This is a genomic window from Planktothrix sp. PCC 11201 (genome assembly GCF_900009135.1).
Taxonomy (GTDB): Bacteria; Cyanobacteriota; Cyanobacteriia; order Cyanobacteriales; family Microcoleaceae; genus Planktothrix.
This window is the reverse complement of record NZ_LT797703.1, coordinates 180375-199032: the sequence shown is the minus strand read 5'-3', so window position 1 is coordinate 199032 and position 18658 is coordinate 180375. Positions and strand designations below refer to the sequence as shown.

The window sequence follows — 18658 nt, the reverse complement described above, 5'->3', positions numbered from 1 at the left end:
CAACGATTGGGATCATAGACGCGGTTAAATTTTATCAACCGCCGGGCCGTAATTGGTAGGATCGGCTTCATAATTAGGAGCAAAAATCCGAATTCCGGCTGTGGCACAACAATCTCGGATATTTTCATTCAATTGGGAGTAAGCTTGTTCAATTCCTTTTGAAGTTTTGCCCTGAAAATACTCCACATTCATATAGGCATTGAGCAAATAGGTAACGTAAACTTCGTTTAGTTCCCCTTGTAGTACGAAAGGTGGCGGAGACTCCAGCATTCCTTCCGTACGCAGTGCCGCTTGGATCAAAGCCTGGTAAGCTTCGCGCCAGGGGACTTCATACCCTAAATACACCGTCGTCCGTAGGATCAAGGGCTGGTTTAATTCTCGATGGCTAAAACTGAAGTTTTCAATAGAACTGGTGCTCATTTGAGAATTGGGAATACTAACGACGACATTCGTAGGAGTCAGGATACGAGTTACCAGCAGGGTAGTTTCCAGAACTTTCCCAGAGATGTCGCCAATTTTAATCCGATCACCCACCCGAAATGCCCGAGTATAGATCAGAACACTACCAGAAACCAGATTAGAAATAACAGAGGTAGAGCCCAGAGAAATCAGCAGCCCTAAAAACACAGATATCCCTTGAAACGCAGGAGACTGGAATCCCGGCAATAACGGAAAGATAATCACTGCCGCCAAAGCAATAATTAAAAAATTAACCAGCTTTTGGGTAGCATCGGCCCACTCGCTATAGAAGCCCGGTAAAGAAAATGTCCCGGTACTCAATTCTCGGAAGAAAGGTTTGGATAAGCTCAGAAGAAATTGGGTCGCAACAATGACGAGGATAATTGTCAACAAACTAGGCAAATAATTGATAAAAGCTTGCCACCCCGTTTGTAATGTGGCGACCAAATAGCCCTCCAAGGTTTTGGCTAATTCCCTCGTCCAAGGAAATTGTCTCAGGACAAAGGGAAAATAGGCAGCCAATAGCCCTAGAATCATCCCCACCTGCACCAGCCGAACCAGCCAAAGAATGATATTGTCTAATTGGTTGGCACGAATCAGTTCCCAATTGCCAAACCGCACGGGGCGAATATAAGATTCTTCCCAAATTTTGAGTCTTTGGTCAATTCTGGCAAAGACGTTATTAGTAATCAATAAAATAATAATCAGAGCCACGGTGGCTAAAACACTCCACAAACTAGCACGCAGCAAATATTCCAGACTCCTTTGCTCTCGGTAGCGACTGACTCCCGCCTTGATTTTTTCTAAATACAATGTGGCTAATTCGGGGCGCGGTTTGCCCGCTATTTGGGCATCGGCGCTGGAGATTGTGGTTAAAAAAAGATTGCCAGCACGAATTACCGTTAAGGGAATGCCGTCCTTGTCCCCCGTATAGATTTCAAGTTCGTTCAGAGATAGGGCTTGGTTGTCAGCAAAATCCTTCAAGCTTTGGCTCATGCGTTGAGAACGTTCTGAAGGAGACGAACCGCCTAATTCAGTTTCAATCACAAATAAAGTTTCGTTGTCTAGTATTACAGACCCACGGTTAGACTCAATTGCGGGTACATTGGGTTTAGGGGATGGAGAATTCTGTGCCACCACTAGAGGAATGGCGGTGACCATCAGAAAGGTAACTAGCAGCCAGGTGATAAAAGTTTGTCCAATTTTTTTCATAACAGATATTTAGCCCATAATTTGTAGGTCAACCTGGGTAAAATCCTCAATTACAAATGTTACCCCCAAATCTTTTAAACGATTAGGATCATGGGTAGAAGCAACCCCAATGGTTTTAATCCCCGCAGCAATGGCAGAACGAATCCCAGAGGGAGAATCTTCAAAAGCGATCGCTTCTTCTGGTAGAATATCTAACTGTTCTAAACAATATTGATAGGGAGTCGGATCGGGTTTACCGATGCCAATTTCATCGGACAAAACCACACTATCAAAATAATCTGATAACTTTAGAATTTCTAGGATAAAATCTGTATTTTCCCGAGGCGCGTTCGTGACTAAACCTGTTTTAAACTCTTGCTGATTTACCCAAGCCAAAAAGTCCATCAACCCGGGTAAGGGCTGTAAATCAATAGCTAGTTCTCGAAATTTTAATTCTTTTAAATCTACCATCTTTAAGATATCTTCATCGGAAAATTCAGGAAATAAATCCCCCACAATTTCCGCATTAGTTCTGCCACTAATCCGAGTTTGATAAAAATGATGATCAATGGTCAATTTATAAATTTCTAAAACCTTTGCCCAAGTCCGATAATGTAATGGGTCACTATTAACCAGAGTTCCATCTAAATCAAATAAAATCGCTTTGAGCATAATGATATTATATCGAGTATAAAACTTAAATAGGACTGCTATAGCAATCCTATTTATTGCCTATTCCCTATTCCCTATTCCCTATTCCCTGTTCCCTTCTATACATTATTTCTGAATCGAACCATCCGGCATAATTGCCCCTTGAAAATTAGCGCCTTTCTGGTCTGCTCCCGTTAAATCGGCTGAGTTCAAATCCGCATCTTTAAAGGTGGCTCCATTCAGTTTAGCATTATTCAGTTTAGCCCCTCGAATAAATGCCCCGGTCAGATTTGCTTGACTCAGGTTAGCATTTGTTAAATTAGCTTGATTTAAAGTAGTTTCACTTAAATCTGCTCCGGTTAAATTAGCTCCGGTAAAATCAACAGTATCTAAAAATGCTCCCTTGAGATTCACACCTTTTAAATCCGCTTGACTAAAATTAGAATTATTCAATTTAGCCCCGGTTAAATTTTGCCCTTGCAAACTTTTTCCACTAAAATCACATCCAAAACATTCTTGATCTTGACCTAACTGAACTTGAGCGGCAGGCTTTTGGCAACCCGTAATAGTTAATAATAAAAGACTAAAACCGATAATCGTTGCCCGGGTAAAAGGTTGTATTTTTTGAACTTTCATGTTAGACATTTTTGGTTTATTAAAGATCCTATATCCTTCCCATTGCCCATTGCCCATTGCCTATTCCCTCTTAATTTCCCCAATATCGTCGCCAATGAAATAGATTTTCTGTCCAATCAAATAATACCCTATTTTGACAACGGCGTTGATGTGTCCAGGCGATCGCACTTTGATGATAAACCTCGGAAAAGCTGGGAAAAATCGGGGGAAATTCAGCTAAGGTTTTCAGGTTTACCCCTTGACGAATTGCCAAAGCTAGGGTATTAATCAACTCACTCCCCTGGGAACCGACCACCGTAGCCCCTAAAAGTTTACCATCGGCTAGACCCACGAGTTTACAAAATCCCGTGATTTCCCCCGCAATTTGCGCCTGGGCGATCAGGTTTAGGGATTGTCGCGATACAATCACTTGAGTTCCATACCGTCGTTTCGCCTGGGTTTCTGTTAACCCCACCTGTGCCAATTTAGGATCGGAAAAAATAGCCCAAGGAATGCCTTGATAATCAACCCGAAACCTCGGCCAGTATAGGGCATTTTTCAGGGCAATTTGTGCTTCATATTGGCCGATGTGTTCAAAGGGATATCCCCCTAAAATCTGTCCACATCCATAAATTCTAGGATTAGTGGTTTGTAATTTTTGATTCACCCATAAATTATTCCCTTTAAACTCAACCCCGACCCTGCTTAAATTCCAAGATTCTATATCAGTTTGAGAACCGCAACTTACTAAAATTTCATCCACTTCTAAAGCCGTATTTCCCGCTTGAATCCATTTTTTATCAGCAATTTTTTTAACCTGAATAATTGGAGTTTGGGTTAAAATCTTGACTCCTTCGGCTTCTAATTGACCTTGAATCAACTGCACCGCCTCGGGATCTGCTTGGGATAAAAGTTGAGTCGCTGAGGTAATTAGGATCACTTCTAAACCTAAACGAGCGAAATATTGGGCTAATTCAATGGCTTTGGGATCACCTCCAATAATTGCCAATCTTTGGGGTATTGTTTCTGATAAAGTTGGCAATTTTTCTAAAAACAAATCTAGGGTTTCTGAGGTCAGAAATCCTGTGGATAATAACCCTTCAATGGTGGGAATTTTAGGGATAGAAGCGGGGGCTAATAAATAGTTGCGCGATCGCAATATCCGATTATTAACTTTAAATCCCAAACGGGGAGATTTGATAAATTCACCCTCACCCACAATTACATCCACACCCCCAGCCCCTAACCGTTGATGGGAATAAATTTCCTCGCAATTGTTTTTCACCCAATCTACCCCAGGTTTGATCGGTTTTCTGTTAATATTCGACCCGTCCCACACCGATATAGGATCAAGTTTCGGGAGAGATAAAACCCTGGAAAACAACCCGTAATACCCCGTTTTTTCCGGTTCGACTAAAGCAATTCGCCCCTGCATTTGACTCCCCAATAAGGCAGCATAGCGTCCCGTTAAACTCCCTCCTAAAATCACCAAATCATAATCCAACATACAAAAATCAGTTATCAGTTATCAGTCATCAGTCATCAGTTGTAGGGGCGGGTTCATTAAGATTTAAGTGATTAACAAAGATCTAAAAGAACCCGCCCGTACCAGTCATCAGTCCAAAAATCATTCCCTATTCCCTATTCCCTATTCCCCATTATTTCTGAGCCACCACAAATTGAGAAGATAGCAATTCCAAAGCCGCTTGATATTGGTGATCGGCTTCCGTTGCGACTTGACTTCTAAGTAAGGGCTCCGAAGGAATTACCCGATCGGGCATAATTCCTAATTTGTTAATATCAGTATGATTAGGCGTTTCATACTTAGCCACCGTCACTGCTAATCCCGAACCATCGGATAAATCAAATAAGGATTGAATTAACCCCTTTCCAAAGGTTTTTTCCCCTACTAAAATTGCTCGATGATTGTCATGTAAAGCCCCGGCTAAAATTTCACTGGCACTGGCAGTTCCTGGGTTCACTAATACCACTAAAGGAGCTTGAGTTAAAGCCGAACCCACCGCTTCAAAACTTCCCAGTAACCCTTGACGATTGACGGTATAAACAATCGTTCCTTCATCTAACCAAAGCCGGGCTATTTCTATGCCCGATTGTAATAATCCCCCCGGATTATTTCTGAGATCCAAAATATAGGCTTTTGCCCCTTTTTTTTCTAAAGATTGAATCCCTTGGGCTACTTCTTCGGTGGCATTGGCACTAAATTGACTTAAACGAATATAACCTAATGGAGTATTTCCCAAATCAGAACGGAGTTCGGTAATGACGGGGTTGAGGGCAATGCGATCGCGAACTAAAATAATATTTTTCGGGGTTTTGTCATCAGGGCGTAATACAGTTAAAGTCACTTGACTGCCCCTGGGCCCCCGCATCCGAGCCGCCGCTTCATCCAGAGTTAACTCAGAGGTTGCAAAGCCATCAATTTTCAAAATCCGATCCTGGGGTTGAATACCCGCGGCTTCTGCGGGAGAACCATCAATGGGGGCAATGACGGTCAAATTTCCCGTTTCCCCGTCCTGGGAGATTTGTAATCCCACCCCCATCAATTCCCCGGAGGTACTCACCTGTAAACTGCGATATTGATCTGGTCGTAATAACCGGGTAAACGGGTCATCCAAGGTGGCTAACATCTTCTCAATGGCATCATAGGTCTCCTCGCGGTTTTTGAAGGGTTGTCGGACTAGTTTCTCGCGGATAGACCACCAGTTTTGATGGTTGAAACTTTCATCCACATAAGCGCGATTAATAATTCGCCAACTTTCACTCAAGATTTTTTGATCTTCGGTCAAGGCCAGAACCGGATTTGTCCAAGTGATCCAGATTAAGCTAACTTGCAGAATGATTAGAAATGCTATGGGAAAAACTCGCTTTTGCATGGTGGTAATTTAACGATGCTTGCAGATTGGGTTTAGGAATCAACGGGTTTAAGACCCTTCTTGGCTTGATTTTTAGCCTCAGCCCTGGGGGATTCTATCCCGGACAGGTTGATTGCCGAGTTTTGTGAAAATTGAGTTGAAGTTATCGGAAAATTGGGTCTAAAACCCCGTCCTTACTTCGACAGGCTCAGTAACCATCTAGGACGGCTTTATATGGATGTAGCAATATTGTATAGTTAGGGAGTTGGTGCGATTCGTTTAACCTAAAATAAGTTGAAAGACTTATGGGACGGTTAACCCAGAACACTGGTGATAACTGATTACATTTATGGGTGAAATTCCGTGAATTAAGTCCCATCCCTCAAGTGCTGAGGTGAAAGCATAACCCCTAGTTTGCTTGGATAGCAACCATCAGATTAAAGCGGGGTTAAAAGGTAGAACTACTGGAAGCCAAATTTGGTAACTACCAAGCAAGAAGTCCATGCGTAGCATAAGCAAAGATGTGTTTGAACCATCGTTAGAATTGATGGTGTAATGGCTAAAATCAATATAAAAACTTGATTAACACCAAGCCAAAAGGCAAGGGACGCGGGCATAAGCAGTTCAACTTCTGACTTATAAGCACCGCCTAAGAAACCCGGTGGATAGCATCACGCTAAAGATTTCAAACCAATGTGTAATCGGAACGAAGTAACCCCTATATATCTCTGGAAAAGGTCGAAAACCAGTAAGTAGCTAACGAATGATATATAGGGGAGGGATGGTATCAAAAGCGAATGCCCTTGGTAATGCAAGGGATATGCTGACAGATGCTCGGTAATTCCAAAGAAATAGAACAAGTAGCAATGAATATATCTAAAACGCAGAACAATCTGACGGTGGAGTGGAAAGACCTTAATTGGCGCAAGCTAGAAAAGGTAACTTTTAAGTTGCAAAAGCGAATATTTCAAGCGAGTGAACGAGGCGATGTTAAAGCAGTTCGTAAACTTCAGAAGACCCTGATTAGGTCTTGGTCAGCAAAATGTATAGCGGTTCGCAGGGTAACACAAGATAACCAAGGTAAAAATACGGCAGGTGTGGATGGAATTAAATCTCTGACCCCAAAGCAACGTATAAACCTTGTAGGACGATTAAAGTTAACCAATAAAGTTAAACCAACTCGTAGAGTTGAAATACCTAAACCTGGTACAACCGAAACCCGTCCATTAGGAATACCCACAATTAATGACCGCGCATTGCAAGCGTTAGTCAAACTAGCGTTAGAGCCAGAATGGGAGGCTAAATTCGAGCCAAACAGTTATGGTTTTAGACCAGGACGTTCCTGTCACGATGCAATCGGAGCAATATTTAGCAGCATTAAGCAGAAAGAAAAATATATATTAGATGCTGACATTGCTAAATGCTTTGACCGCATTGACCACAAAGCGTTACTCTCCAAAATACACACATACCCTACATTAAGCCATCTACTGAAAACGTGGCTCAAAGCAGGGTACATGGACGGAAAAGAACTTTTTCCTACCAATGATGGTACACCACCGTGGGTCATTTCACCTCTACTTGCGAATATTGCCTTACATGGTATGGAAGAAAGAGTTAAGCAATACGCCGAAACTCTAAAAGGGGCAAAAACGATAAATCGTCAAGCCCTTAGTTTAATCCGATATGCTGACGACTTTGTAATAATCCATGAGGATATAAAAGTTGTCAAAAAATGTCAAGAGATAATTGCTGACTGGTTGAGTGATATGGGATTGGAGTTAAAACCAAGTAAAACAAAATTAACCCACACCCTCAATGAAATTGAGGGAAATGTTGGGTTTGAGTTCTTAGGGTTCCATGTTCAACAACATAAAATAGGTAACTACCGAAGTTCAAAAAAAACGAATGGAACACCGCTAGGTTTTACAACATTAATCACACCCTCAAAAGCTAAAATTAAAGCTCATCTTGTAAAAATAGCTGAAGTAATAGACACCCACAAGACCTCCCCACAAGCTGCTTTAATTAGCAAGCTGAATCCAATTATTAGAGGTTGGTCAAACTATTACTCAACAGTGGTTAGTAAAGAAACTTTCTCGAAAGTTGACAATCTAACCTATGATAAGTTAAGAGCGTGGGCAAGAACGAGGGGAAAAGGGAACATCAATAAAGACAAATACTGGCGAACAGTAAATGACAGGAATTGGTGTTTTAGTACAGAAAACGGATTAAAATTAATCGCTCATACTGATACGCCAATCGTAAGGCATATTAAAGTTAAAAGTGAAGCTAGTCCGTTTGATGGTAACTGGATTTACTGGAGTAAACGACGAGGCGAATATCCAGAAACTCCCAAAAGAGTGGCAACACTTATCAAGAAACAAAAGGGTATTTGTCTTCACTGTGGTTTGTATTTTACAAGTACAGACAAGGTAGAAATTGACCATATTAAACCAACAACATTAGGTGGAAAAGACACTTATGAGAACTGGCAACTTCTACACAAACATTGTCACGACACAAAAACGGCAAACGATGGTTCTTTAACTAAAAGTAATACAATTACCAATAGTTGAGAATTATGAAAATAACCCGTTTTGAATCGTACCTATAACAAAGGTGGTATTATCAAGGAGCCGTGTGAAGCGAAAGTTTCATGCACGGTTCTGAAGGAGAGGTTAGGGGGTAACTCCCTAATCGACTCTAACAGAGCAATAACCAAGTTTTCAGCAAAAAAAAATTTTTGAATACCGCAGGGCTTGCGGAAAGGCATAAGCCTAAAGTCTGTGGAGCGAACATAAGACCAAAAAACTCCTTGAGGGTAGAGGCAGTTGCGAAACCCCAGCAATGGGAAGAAACAGAAACCTAAGTCGTGAGTCTTAGGAATCCCCGTCGCTTCAGCGCGGGGTGGATGTCAACGAAAAAATGGGTAGAAACCCCGTCGTTCTACGACGGCTTTGTGTTAGAATTGTAGATGGTCACTGGCCCACCCGTGACGATGGATTCAGACAGCCTAACGAGCGAAGCCCAGTTGTACTGGCGGCGCAGAAAAATCGGTAGACCGGGAAAATGAGGATAGGGCAATGGGCAGTCCACCCCTAGAATCAACACAAACTTCAGAATTCTCTTTTTGAGACTTCGACATATAAGAACCGCAGGGCTTGCGGGGATAGTCTGTGGAGCGAACATAAGACCAGAAAACTCCTTGTGGGTAGAGGCAGTTGCTAAGAAGCAGAAACCTGAATTGTGAAGTTTAGGAATCATCGTCCGTTTTACGGCGGTGAGGATGTCAAGATGTCTTAAAGCAATAATAATAGGCAGCCATTTATTTTTAGGAATTCTAGCTTCATGTTTTCTAAGGGAATCAAAGAATCTCAGACTTTCAAGTGGTTTGATGAACGGCTGGATATCCAAGCACTGGATGATGACATTTCGAGTAAGTATGTACCCCCTCATGTCAACATCTTTTATTGCTTGGGTGGAGTTACTTTAGTTTGCTTTTTAATCCAGTTTGCCACTGGATTTGCGATGACGTTTTATTACAGACCGACCGTCACAGAAGCCTTCACTTCCGTTCAATACATTATGACGGATGTGAGCTTTGGTTGGTTAATTCGCTCCATCCATCGCTGGTCTGCCAGCATGATGGTGTTAATGATGATCCTGCACGTTTTCCGCGTTTATCTCACCGGCGGTTTCAAAAAGCCCCGGGAATTAACCTGGATCACGGGTGTGATTTTAGGCGTAATCACAGTTTCCTTTGGGGTAACTGGTTATTCTCTGCCTTGGGATCAGGTTGGTTACTGGGCGGTGAAAATTGTATCTGGGGTTCCTGAAGCGATTCCCGTTGTCGGTTCAACTATTGTGGAACTGATGCGGGGTGGTACAGCCGTGGGTCAAGGTACTCTTAGCCGTTTCTACAGCTTACATACCTTTGTCCTACCTTGGCTGATTGCCGTCTTTATGTTAGCCCACTTCTTGATGATTCGGAAGCAAGGGATTTCTGGCCCCCTCTAAATTCCAGGGACGGGCTAGGGTTGGGTTTATCGCTACTCCTGCATCGGTGATCATTTCGAGAAAGTTAACTTTTCTCTAACGGTTTGGGAGTAGCTTTTGTTAAACTCAAAAGACTAGCAATCATCGGTTAAATTTTCCCAGAAGGAGCGTATTTTAATTATGTCCATCTTAAAAAAGCCGGATCTCAGTGATCCAGTTCTGCGCGCTAAACTGGCTCAAGGCATGGGTCACAACTATTATGGTGAACCCGCTTGGCCAAATGATTTGTTATATACGTTCCCTGTTGTAATTTTAGGAACTTTCGGTTTAGTGGTAGCATTATCGGTTCTTGACCCCGCCATGATGGGAGAACCCTCTAATCCTTTTGCCACCCCGTTAGAAATTTTACCCGAATGGTATCTCTGGCCAACCTTCCAAATTTTGCGGGTCGTTCCCAATAAATTGTTAGGAATTATGTTGATGTCTTCGATTCCTTTGGGCTTAATTGCGGTTCCTTTAATTGAGAACGTTAACAAGTTCCAAAACCCCTTCCGTCGTCCTGTGGCAACGGCTGTTTTCTTATTTGGAACTTTAGTAACCCTGTGGTTAGGAATTGGGGCCGCCCTTCCCATTGATAAGTCTTTAACTTTGGGATTTTAGACGACATCCTCCTAAAATTTTTGATGATATGATACCTGTGGATTCACCGGGATAGCGTGTTAGGCTAGGTCTGGGAGCATCACAGGTATCCTTTTTTATGGGAACAATTGGAAAAGGCGGAATACAAAACAATATTATTCTTGAAACCCAGATATGTTATTAAAAAAATACCCAAACTTAGATCAAAATCGATTAATTTGGTGCTTTTTAGCTGTTTTTTCTTGTGAAGGTGGGATTCAATCCTATGTTAAAGATATTTTAGACGCTTCCCAAACGATTAAACCTATTTCTCCCTCCTCAAACCTTAATATTAATCCCCAGAATCAGGTTTTAATTTTACGCGATGATCCCGGATGTCCTAACCCTTTGGAAACTTTATCCAGTTCGTTTCAATTTGGGTATTTTAAATCTCAAAATCCTCTCTGGGGACGAATTAAATTAGCGATCGCTTTACTCACCTATGCCTTCCAATACCGACCACGACGGGTGCTGTGTGGTCATATTAATTTAGCCCATTTAGTGCAAACTATTTGTCAACCCTTGGCCATTCCTTACACCGTATTAACCTATGGTAAAGAAGTCTGGGAACCTCTACCCAAAAAATATCAAAAAGCTCTACAAAATGCTGATCAAATTTGGACAATTAGCCGCTATAGTCGCGATCAAGCCTGTGCTGCCAATCAGTTAAATCCGAATCAGTTTCAAATGTTACCCTGTATGGTGGATGGGGAAAAATTTACCCCCGGCCCCAAACCCCAGGACTTAATCCAGCGCTATCATTTACAGGATGCCCGGGTATTGATGACCGTGGCCCGTTTATGGAAAGGTGATCCCTATAAGGGAGTGGATGTCACCATTCGCGCCCTCTCCCAAATTGCCCTAGTCTTTCCCGATGTTAAATATTTAGTCATTGGTCGGGGGGATGATCAACCCAGATTACAACAGTTGGCGCAGGATTTGGGGATGAGTGATCGGGTCGTTTTTGCCGGATTTATTCCTACCGAGGAATTAGTCGATCATTATCGGGTGTGTGATGGTTATGTTATGCCCTCTCAAGAAGGGTTTGGGATTGTTTATTTAGAGGCGATGGCCTGTGAGAAACCCGTTATTGCTGGGGATAACGATGGGTCAGCCGATCCCTTACAGGATGGAAAATTGGGTTGGCAAGTGCCTCACCGCGATGTAGGAGCCGTGGCAGAGGCTTGTATTCAACTGCTTCGGGGTGAGGATCAACGCTGCAATGGGCCTTGGTTACGCGAGCAATGTTTGGCCCATTTCGGAAAACCTGCCTTTGAGAGCCGAGTCCAAGAGTTGCTGGATCAAAACCAGGGGCAAGCTTGATTGAACCACAAAGACACAAAGAAGTTGTGAATACTAACCTGCTGGTTGCTATAATATCATAGAAATTAAAATATCAAAGTTCAAATTTTTAAGAGTTCCATCAGATTAAATCTGGCTTGAATAATTAAGGAGATAGCTGTGAACCAAGAGCGGTTCAAAACTCTACAAATCAGACTTTCCGGTTTGACTAACTGGCTGGTTACATTAGCTGTAATTGGCATTTTAATCTCTATTGGTTTGGGTTGGTTAGTCAAGGGGGTTCTGATTTTAATTGCGGTAATTGCGATTACTCCGATTTTGGTGATTTTGGGTGTCCAGTGGTGGTTGAAACGCAATCTAATTCAAGATCAATGTCCGGTTTGTAGCCATGAATTTCCGGCTTTTAATACCACTCAATTTCAATGTCCTAACTGTGGAGAACCGTTAAAAATTGAACAGGGGCGTTTTAGTCGGTTAACTCCTCCTGGAACCATTGATGTGCAAGCAGTTGATGTTTCAGTTCAACGGCTAGAAGATTAATTTAAATTCATTCAATAAAACAAAGGAGCATACATTTATGTCTGAAGATAAAACCACTATTTTAGTTACCGGAGGAGCGGGTTATATTGGTTCCCATGCTGTCCTAGCACTAAAGCGTTCGGGTTATGAAGTTATTATTCTCGATAATTTAGTTTATGGACATCAAGACTTAGTAGAAACGGTATTAAAAACCGAATTAATTATTGGGGATACGAATGATCGTCCGTTGCTCGATCAGTTATTTTCCAGTCGTAAAATTGATGCCGTGATGCACTTTTCTGCCTATGCTTATGTGGGGGAATCTGTTAGTCATCCTGATAAATATTATCGCAATAATGTGGTGGGAACTTTAACGCTTTTAGAAGCGATGCAAGAGGCAGGAATTAATAAGTTTGTGTTTTCCTCAACCTGCGCCACCTATGGGGTTCCTGATAGTGTTCCCATTCCTGAAGATCATCCCCAAAATCCAATTAATCCCTATGGGGCGACTAAATTAATGGTCGAACGGATTTTATCGGATTTTGATGTCGCCTATGATTTTAAATCGGTACGTTTCCGCTATTTTAATGCCGCTGGAGCCGACCCAGATGGGTTATTAGGAGAAGATCATAATCCCGAAACCCATTTGATTCCCTTAACGTTATTAGCGGCATTAGGAAAACGAGATTCTATTTCTATTTTTGGAACCGATTATCCCACACCCGATGGCACTTGTATTCGAGATTATATTCATGTTACCGATTTAGCAACCGCTCATATTTTAGGGTTAGAATATTTATTGAATGGCGGAAAAACAGATGTTTTTAATTTAGGAAATGGCAAAGGATTTTCCGTGAAAGAGGTGATAGAAACCGCTAGGGAAGTTACGGGAAAAGAGATTAAAGTGATAGAATGCGATCGCCGCCCCGGAGATCCACCCAGTTTAGTTGGAAGCGGAGAAAAAGCCCGAACCATATTAGGTTGGAATCCTGAATATCCCGATATTGAAAATATTATCACCCACGCTTGGAATTGGCATCAAAAACGACACACCTAACCGTAGTAAGCCCTTCAGGGCTTTCTTTCTAATACTACGATCACAAACCCTGTTTCTAACAAAATATGTCTATCTTTAATAAAAACTATCTCAAAAACTCGGTTTCTCAATGGGATGACTAGGACTAAGCCCTGAAGGGCTTACTACAATTGTTGTTAAACCAATACATCCGTGAAGAACGCCGTGATGAGATATATGATAACTTCAAGTTAGCGCAGGTAGAACAGCAAAAAGGTGAACTGAAGTTTTCCTCTAATATTAACGAACTCAGACAATTAATAGAGGAATAATCGTGGAAGTTAGTTTTAGTTCAGCTTTTAAACGTGCCTTTAAAAAGCGGATTAAAGGTAATACAGATTTAGAGGAGGCTTAACCATGCTCACACTTAACCTTGATGACGAAGCTGAAAAATATCTGATTGAGATATTATCTCAGGAAAAAACTACTAGCCAAGAATTAGTGAAAAAACTCTTGCGTAACCATTTGACTAATTTAAAGCCATCTCAAACTATTTTGGAAAGAATGGGAGGTTATCCCGAATATTTATTAGAAGGCACAAAGGATTTATCAGATAGAGAGACTCGCAAACAAATCCTGGGAGAAAATATCAAAAAAAGACATGAAGAACGCCAAAAATTATGACTAATTATTATCCTTTAATTCTAATTGATAGTGGAATTATGGTCGCCTTTTATAATCGCCAAGACCGCTACCATCAACAAGTTGTTCAATTCTTTAGCACTTCGACCAGCCAGTTAATTACAACGGTTAGTTGTATCACAGAGGTTATGTGGTTACTTGCACCCAATATTCAAGTACAAAATGAATTTTTATCGGCAGTGGAAAAAGGAGTTTTTCTAGCTGAACATTTAATCTGTGAAGATTATAAACGCATGGCAGAACTAAACTTAAATTATCAAGATTTACCAGGAGATTTTAGCGATTTATCATTGGTGGCAATTTCTGAGCGTTTAAATATTCCCGCGATCGCCACATTAGATAAAGATTTTGATATTTACCGTCGTTATCGCAATCAACCTTTTATTCGTGTTTTTTATCCTCAATAACTCATTCACGTTTCTAAAATAGTCCGTTGTAGCCAAGTCATAATAGTTTGAATTAGGTGCGGGTCTTGGGGTGAGAAGGTGGGAATGGTGGCATGGGGTGAGTCGGTGATAAGGCAAATTGTCGCATCAAAACGAGTGAGAAAATCGAGAAAAGTTTGGCTAAAACTTTGGGGTATCGCATCTTCATAGAAAATGAGAATAGGGTGTTTATCCGGTGTCTAGGAGTTGCCAGTAGATTTTGAGTTCCGTGAGGGTGCGGGGTGTGCCTTCTGTGGATTTGGGGCAGTGGTGTTTTTTGACGAGTTGCAGGTAGATATCGGCGGCGGGGTTATCGCGGTTATCGAATTTGCTGCCGTCGATGCAGAGGAGTTGGAGGGTTTGGTGGAGGTTGGTTTCGGTGAGTTGGGTTTGCAGGAGTTGGGGGAGTTGGGCGAGGTTGAGAGTTTGGGTTTCGGTTAAACCGTGCCATGCGCGGTAGAAGTCGGGGTAGGGGAGGTTTTGGGCGCAGTGCAAGATTATATCATAGATATAACGATTGCGGCGAATTTTATATGGCTCAAATTCCCTTTGGTAATTAATACAGTCTTTTAAGTTATTGACTAGGTTAGGCATCTCAATTTTTGTGGTAATTTCTTTTAAGACAATAGTTGATTCTCTTGCTAAATAATGATTATTTTTGATTATATTCAAGAATATTTTGATTGTCGATATATGTCCTTTCGGTGTAATCTTGAGTAAACTCTCTAAAGCATCTATACGAACTTTCCATTCAATCGAATTTTCTATAGCGTAGATTAAAGCTCTAATTGCTTCTTCATGTCCTTGGGGAGCAATTTCTCCTAACTCATAGACAGCACTTCTAGCAATAGATTTGTCGTCAACATAAGTTTCTATTGAATAGATCAATTGGCTAATTTCTTCCTGATTATATTTATGACTTTCAATGATTCCAGAGCTATCAAATTTAATCAATTTATTTTGATGCTCTTCTGTGATTTTACTTAAAGTCCGTAAAGCTAACTTACGAGTCAATAGATTAGGCGAATGTTGGACTAAGTGGGTTAAATCACCAGTTACTTTGTCCAAATAAAATTTGATTTCTTGGGATGAAATTAAGGATAAAGTAGAATCACCTCCCAGGCGAAAATATTTATTAGGTGAATTTTGCAGTAAGTTGATTAAAGCTGAAATTGCTTCTTGATTGCCTCCGGCAATTTTTCCTAAAATTTTACCAATTTGCTCAAGAATATCTGGAGAATTGACTTGATTAATAAGTTCAATTAAAGCTAAAATTGCCTCTTTATCTCCTTCAGCAATTTCCCCTAAACTTTTAATGATTTGCTGAATAGTATCTTGATCAGTAGCTTGATTAAGAAGATTAATTAAAGCTAAAATTGCATTTTTATTCCCTTCAGCAATTTCTCCTAAACACAAAATTAACCACTGATAAAATGTTGTGGATAAGTCATCAGTAATTATCTGTAATCTTTGAATTACAGCCAAAATCCACTTAGGATTACCTATTGCTATTTCGCGCAGATAGAGAGCAATATTATTTTTAGGAATTTCTTCATAAGTATTATTCTGCACAAATTGAATTAATGCTGTGATTACTTGTTCATCTCCTATGTCAATTCGCATCAAGATATTAACAATTTCTATACGAGTATTTTTATTTTCAGTTTTATTTAGGAGTTGGATTAAAGTTGTGATCGCCTTTTTATATCCTCCTGCAATATTTTCTAAAATTTTAGCAGCCATCCAAGAAATATCTTCATCTACAGAAGTTTCGAGAAGATGGATTAATTCTGCGATAGCTTTTTCATTTCCTACTGCTATTTCTTTTAAAATATGAGAAACACCTCTACGAATAGATATCTCTTGATTATTATTTTTAATAAGAAAGAGCAATTTTAAAATTACTTTTTCTCTATTTATTTCTGGCAATATTTTGATAATTTCTTTTTTAATTGAATGAAACCAAGTTAGTAAGCCGTCGTGTTTAACCTTGAAATAATCAACGCCCCATTTGACCATTTTGGAAACTATTTGATCGGCAACGGAACAGGTTTTAAACTCACTTGTTCCAGATGCTGCGAGAAAATAGGCGCGATATTCATAAAATCCTCTATCTATTTCCTCAAAATATGCACGATATTCATAAAATCCTCTATTTACTTTCTCAAAATTCCACTCTCCACACCCATCATCAAAACTCACCAACTTCTCAATAAACCCCTCCTTCTCCTCATCCGCAACATCCCCACGCCCCAACCACAACAAAATTACCTGCTTCCACTGCGGTTCAAAAATCCGATATTCCTTCCCCGGCACCGGAAAATTAACATGATTTCGAGGTAAAAAATAATCCCAATCATCCACCGCTAACGCTGCAAAATACTCCTGAAACGTCGCATGATAAAACACGCAAATCGCCTCTGGAAACCGTTCCACCCGATTCAACCACCCCAACTTCATCACCGCCTGAAAAATCGGGCGACTTCCCAAAACCTTCAACACCCAACTTTCGGGCAACCGCGATCGCGAAACCTCATCTTTCTGTTCCATCGCCGCCAACGCCAACCGCGCCAAGGCTTTATCAATTGGCTCCCGTTGGTCTAAAATCTCCTCATCCGCCTTCCAGTCATACACCCAATCCACAAACTGCCCGTATAAACCCGCCTGCGTTTCCGGCAAACCGCCCCCCATCTGCCAAATTTGACACAACATCCACAACCGCAAGGGATTCTGAATCAACTCCTTGAGACGGAAATTTTCCGACTGTGCTAACGCCGCCTCTAAACTCTCCCCCGTCGCCACATCTCCTATCCCCGCAAACCAACGGCGAATATAGTCTGTCACCTGTTCCGAGTTAAACTCCAAATTGCGAAATACATCAAATCCCAAAAAAGCATTCTTATCCGCTTCCCAGACATTCACCCGACAAGTTACCACCACCCGCGCCCCTTGCACCCATCCCCCCAACAGTGCCGAAACATGGCGCATTTCCACCTTAGATGTCATTTCATCTAACCCATCCAACAATAACCAAATCCGTTCTTTCTGTTGCGTGAGTTCCTCAATAGTGAGGCTTTTACCTGTTTGTTTCAGCCAGATTTCTTCGATATATTGGGTAATTGTTGGTTGGGTTAAATCTGCCAAAGATACCCAAATCGGCAACCCCAAATTTTCCTCTAAAATCCAATCAGCAATCTTTTGTAACCGTGTAGTTTTCCCTGAACCCGGTTCGCCAATAATCGCTATTTTTCGCCCTTGACTAATAACGCTTTTCCCTTGTCGTAATACATCCTCAAAAAATCGTTCTTCCGCAATAGGAATAAGTTTTTCTTCTTCCTTTTCTTCTTCCTGCTGATTTCTTGAGGGTGGTTTGGGCGGTTTGCGTTCAACAATCGCTAAAGGAACATAAATCTCATCCAGTTGTAGTTCTGCCCCATGACGCTGAAACTCTTTTGTGGTGAATTTCTTTTGTTCAGCGAGGTTTTGATAACAGATTTCTTGCCAGTCTTCTAACGTCAATGATTTTGGCTTGAGAATCTCAATAATTTTTTGCACATTTTGATCAGTACGATTAACAACGGAGAACATATCTGTCATCGTCAAAGCAACTTGCTCTTGTCCAACCCCAATCTCTGTTAAACTTGCATTTATTGTTGGTAAATATTCTAATTCAAAAGCTCTGTAAGCACGGTCATTAATTTTTAACTGCTCAACAAAATGATCGTAGATTCTGGCAAATAAACCCGTCTGCACTTGATTTTGGTAATCTGCTGGCAGATCAGCAATTCCTTGTAATGCTTGGCTAATTAATCGGGTTTCTAATTCTTGGAGGCGATCGCCGATCGGTTTCCCATGAGACAATAAGAGTTGCTCAATTTCTGCCGTATTCTGTAAGGGAGATGATATTTCTGTCTCGTCTTTAGCATTTTTTACTTGTTTTAACTCAGTTTTCCATTGTGCAATCTTTTGATCAAGTTCTGTCGGTAAATAGAGGCGAAATGGTTGAATTCTTCCCTCTTTTAACTCTTGAGCAATTTCTATTAACGCTTGCAAGTAAGCAATCTTAATTGCCTTTTGTAAATCATGGTTAATAGGCTTTGGAGCATCTTTAAACTTGTTGATCAGATTTTTTGGCCAATCATAAATATTTATTGGCCCTGTGGCTAAGTTAGTCACAATAGATAGCAAAAGACCTAAAATAGAGGGATCCATACACTTATTAACAAGGA

General features: G+C 41.0%; 14 protein-coding genes. 8 read left to right on the top strand and 6 right to left on the bottom strand.

The window, feature by feature from the left end; genetic code table 11:
* Window positions 1-24: 24 nt before the first annotated feature.
* The 5 genes from PL11201_RS15180 to ctpA form a co-directional block, all read right to left on the bottom strand.
* Window positions 25-1671 (bottom strand): mechanosensitive ion channel family protein, encoded by a 1647-nt coding sequence (locus tag PL11201_RS15180; RefSeq protein ID WP_079679778.1) that lies wholly within the window; start codon window positions 1669-1671, stop codon window positions 25-27.
* A 9-nt stretch (window positions 1672-1680) separates the two neighbouring features.
* A complete protein-coding gene (locus PL11201_RS15175; RefSeq protein WP_079679777.1) occupies window positions 1681-2322 on the bottom strand; it encodes an HAD family hydrolase in 642 nt (213 codons plus the stop codon).
* 105 nt (window positions 2323-2427) lie between these two features.
* A complete protein-coding gene (locus PL11201_RS15170) occupies window positions 2428-2946 on the bottom strand; it encodes a pentapeptide repeat-containing protein (RefSeq protein WP_234996711.1) in 519 nt (172 codons plus the stop codon).
* A gap of 61 nt (window positions 2947-3007) precedes the next feature.
* Entirely contained in the window at window positions 3008-4423 is a 1416-nt protein-coding gene (locus PL11201_RS15165) for a dihydrolipoyl dehydrogenase family protein (RefSeq protein ID WP_079679775.1), read from the bottom strand.
* Window positions 4424-4574: 151 nt separating this feature from the next.
* A complete protein-coding gene (gene ctpA, locus PL11201_RS15160; RefSeq protein WP_079679774.1) occupies window positions 4575-5810 on the bottom strand; it encodes a carboxyl-terminal processing protease CtpA in 1236 nt (411 codons plus the stop codon).
* An 845-nt stretch (window positions 5811-6655) separates the two neighbouring features.
* Here ctpA and ltrA point away from each other — a divergent pair.
* From ltrA to PL11201_RS15115, 8 genes are all read left to right on the top strand, one after another.
* Window positions 6656-8368, top strand: a complete 1713-nt coding sequence (ltrA, locus tag PL11201_RS15155) for a group II intron reverse transcriptase/maturase (RefSeq protein ID WP_079678194.1) — start codon at window positions 6656-6658, stop codon at window positions 8366-8368.
* A 772-nt stretch (window positions 8369-9140) separates the two neighbouring features.
* Window positions 9141-9809, top strand: a complete 669-nt coding sequence (gene petB / locus PL11201_RS15145) for a cytochrome b6 (RefSeq protein WP_079679773.1) — start codon at window positions 9141-9143, stop codon at window positions 9807-9809.
* A 159-nt stretch (window positions 9810-9968) separates the two neighbouring features.
* On the top strand, window positions 9969-10448 hold the full coding sequence (gene petD, locus PL11201_RS15140; protein WP_079679772.1) for a cytochrome b6-f complex subunit IV: 480 nt from the start codon (window positions 9969-9971) through the stop codon (window positions 10446-10448).
* 153 nt (window positions 10449-10601) lie between these two features.
* Window positions 10602-11789, top strand: coding sequence for a glycosyltransferase (locus PL11201_RS15135; protein ID WP_079679771.1), 1188 nt, complete (start codon window positions 10602-10604; stop codon window positions 11787-11789).
* Between the two features lie 138 nt (window positions 11790-11927).
* Window positions 11928-12308 carry a hypothetical protein gene (locus tag PL11201_RS15130; protein WP_079679770.1) on the top strand — a complete coding sequence of 127 codons (381 nt, stop codon included), beginning with the start codon at window positions 11928-11930 and terminating at the stop codon, window positions 12306-12308.
* A gap of 37 nt (window positions 12309-12345) precedes the next feature.
* Entirely contained in the window at window positions 12346-13344 is a 999-nt protein-coding gene (gene galE, locus PL11201_RS15125) for a UDP-glucose 4-epimerase GalE (protein WP_079679769.1), read from the top strand.
* A 375-nt stretch (window positions 13345-13719) separates the two neighbouring features.
* Entirely contained in the window at window positions 13720-13986 is a 267-nt protein-coding gene (locus tag PL11201_RS15120; protein WP_079679768.1) for a hypothetical protein, read from the top strand.
* Complete coding sequence (locus PL11201_RS15115) at window positions 13983-14411, top strand: type II toxin-antitoxin system VapC family toxin (RefSeq protein ID WP_079679767.1); 429 nt, start codon at window positions 13983-13985, stop codon at window positions 14409-14411. Before PL11201_RS15120 ends, PL11201_RS15115 begins: the two co-directional genes overlap by 4 nt.
* A gap of 207 nt (window positions 14412-14618) precedes the next feature.
* On the opposite strand, the gene PL11201_RS15105 is transcribed toward PL11201_RS15115, so the two are convergent.
* Window positions 14619-18641: a HEAT repeat domain-containing protein gene (locus tag PL11201_RS15105; protein ID WP_079679766.1), complete on the bottom strand. Its 4023-nt coding sequence runs from the start codon at window positions 18639-18641 to the stop codon at window positions 14619-14621.
* Window positions 18642-18658 lie beyond the last annotated feature (17 nt).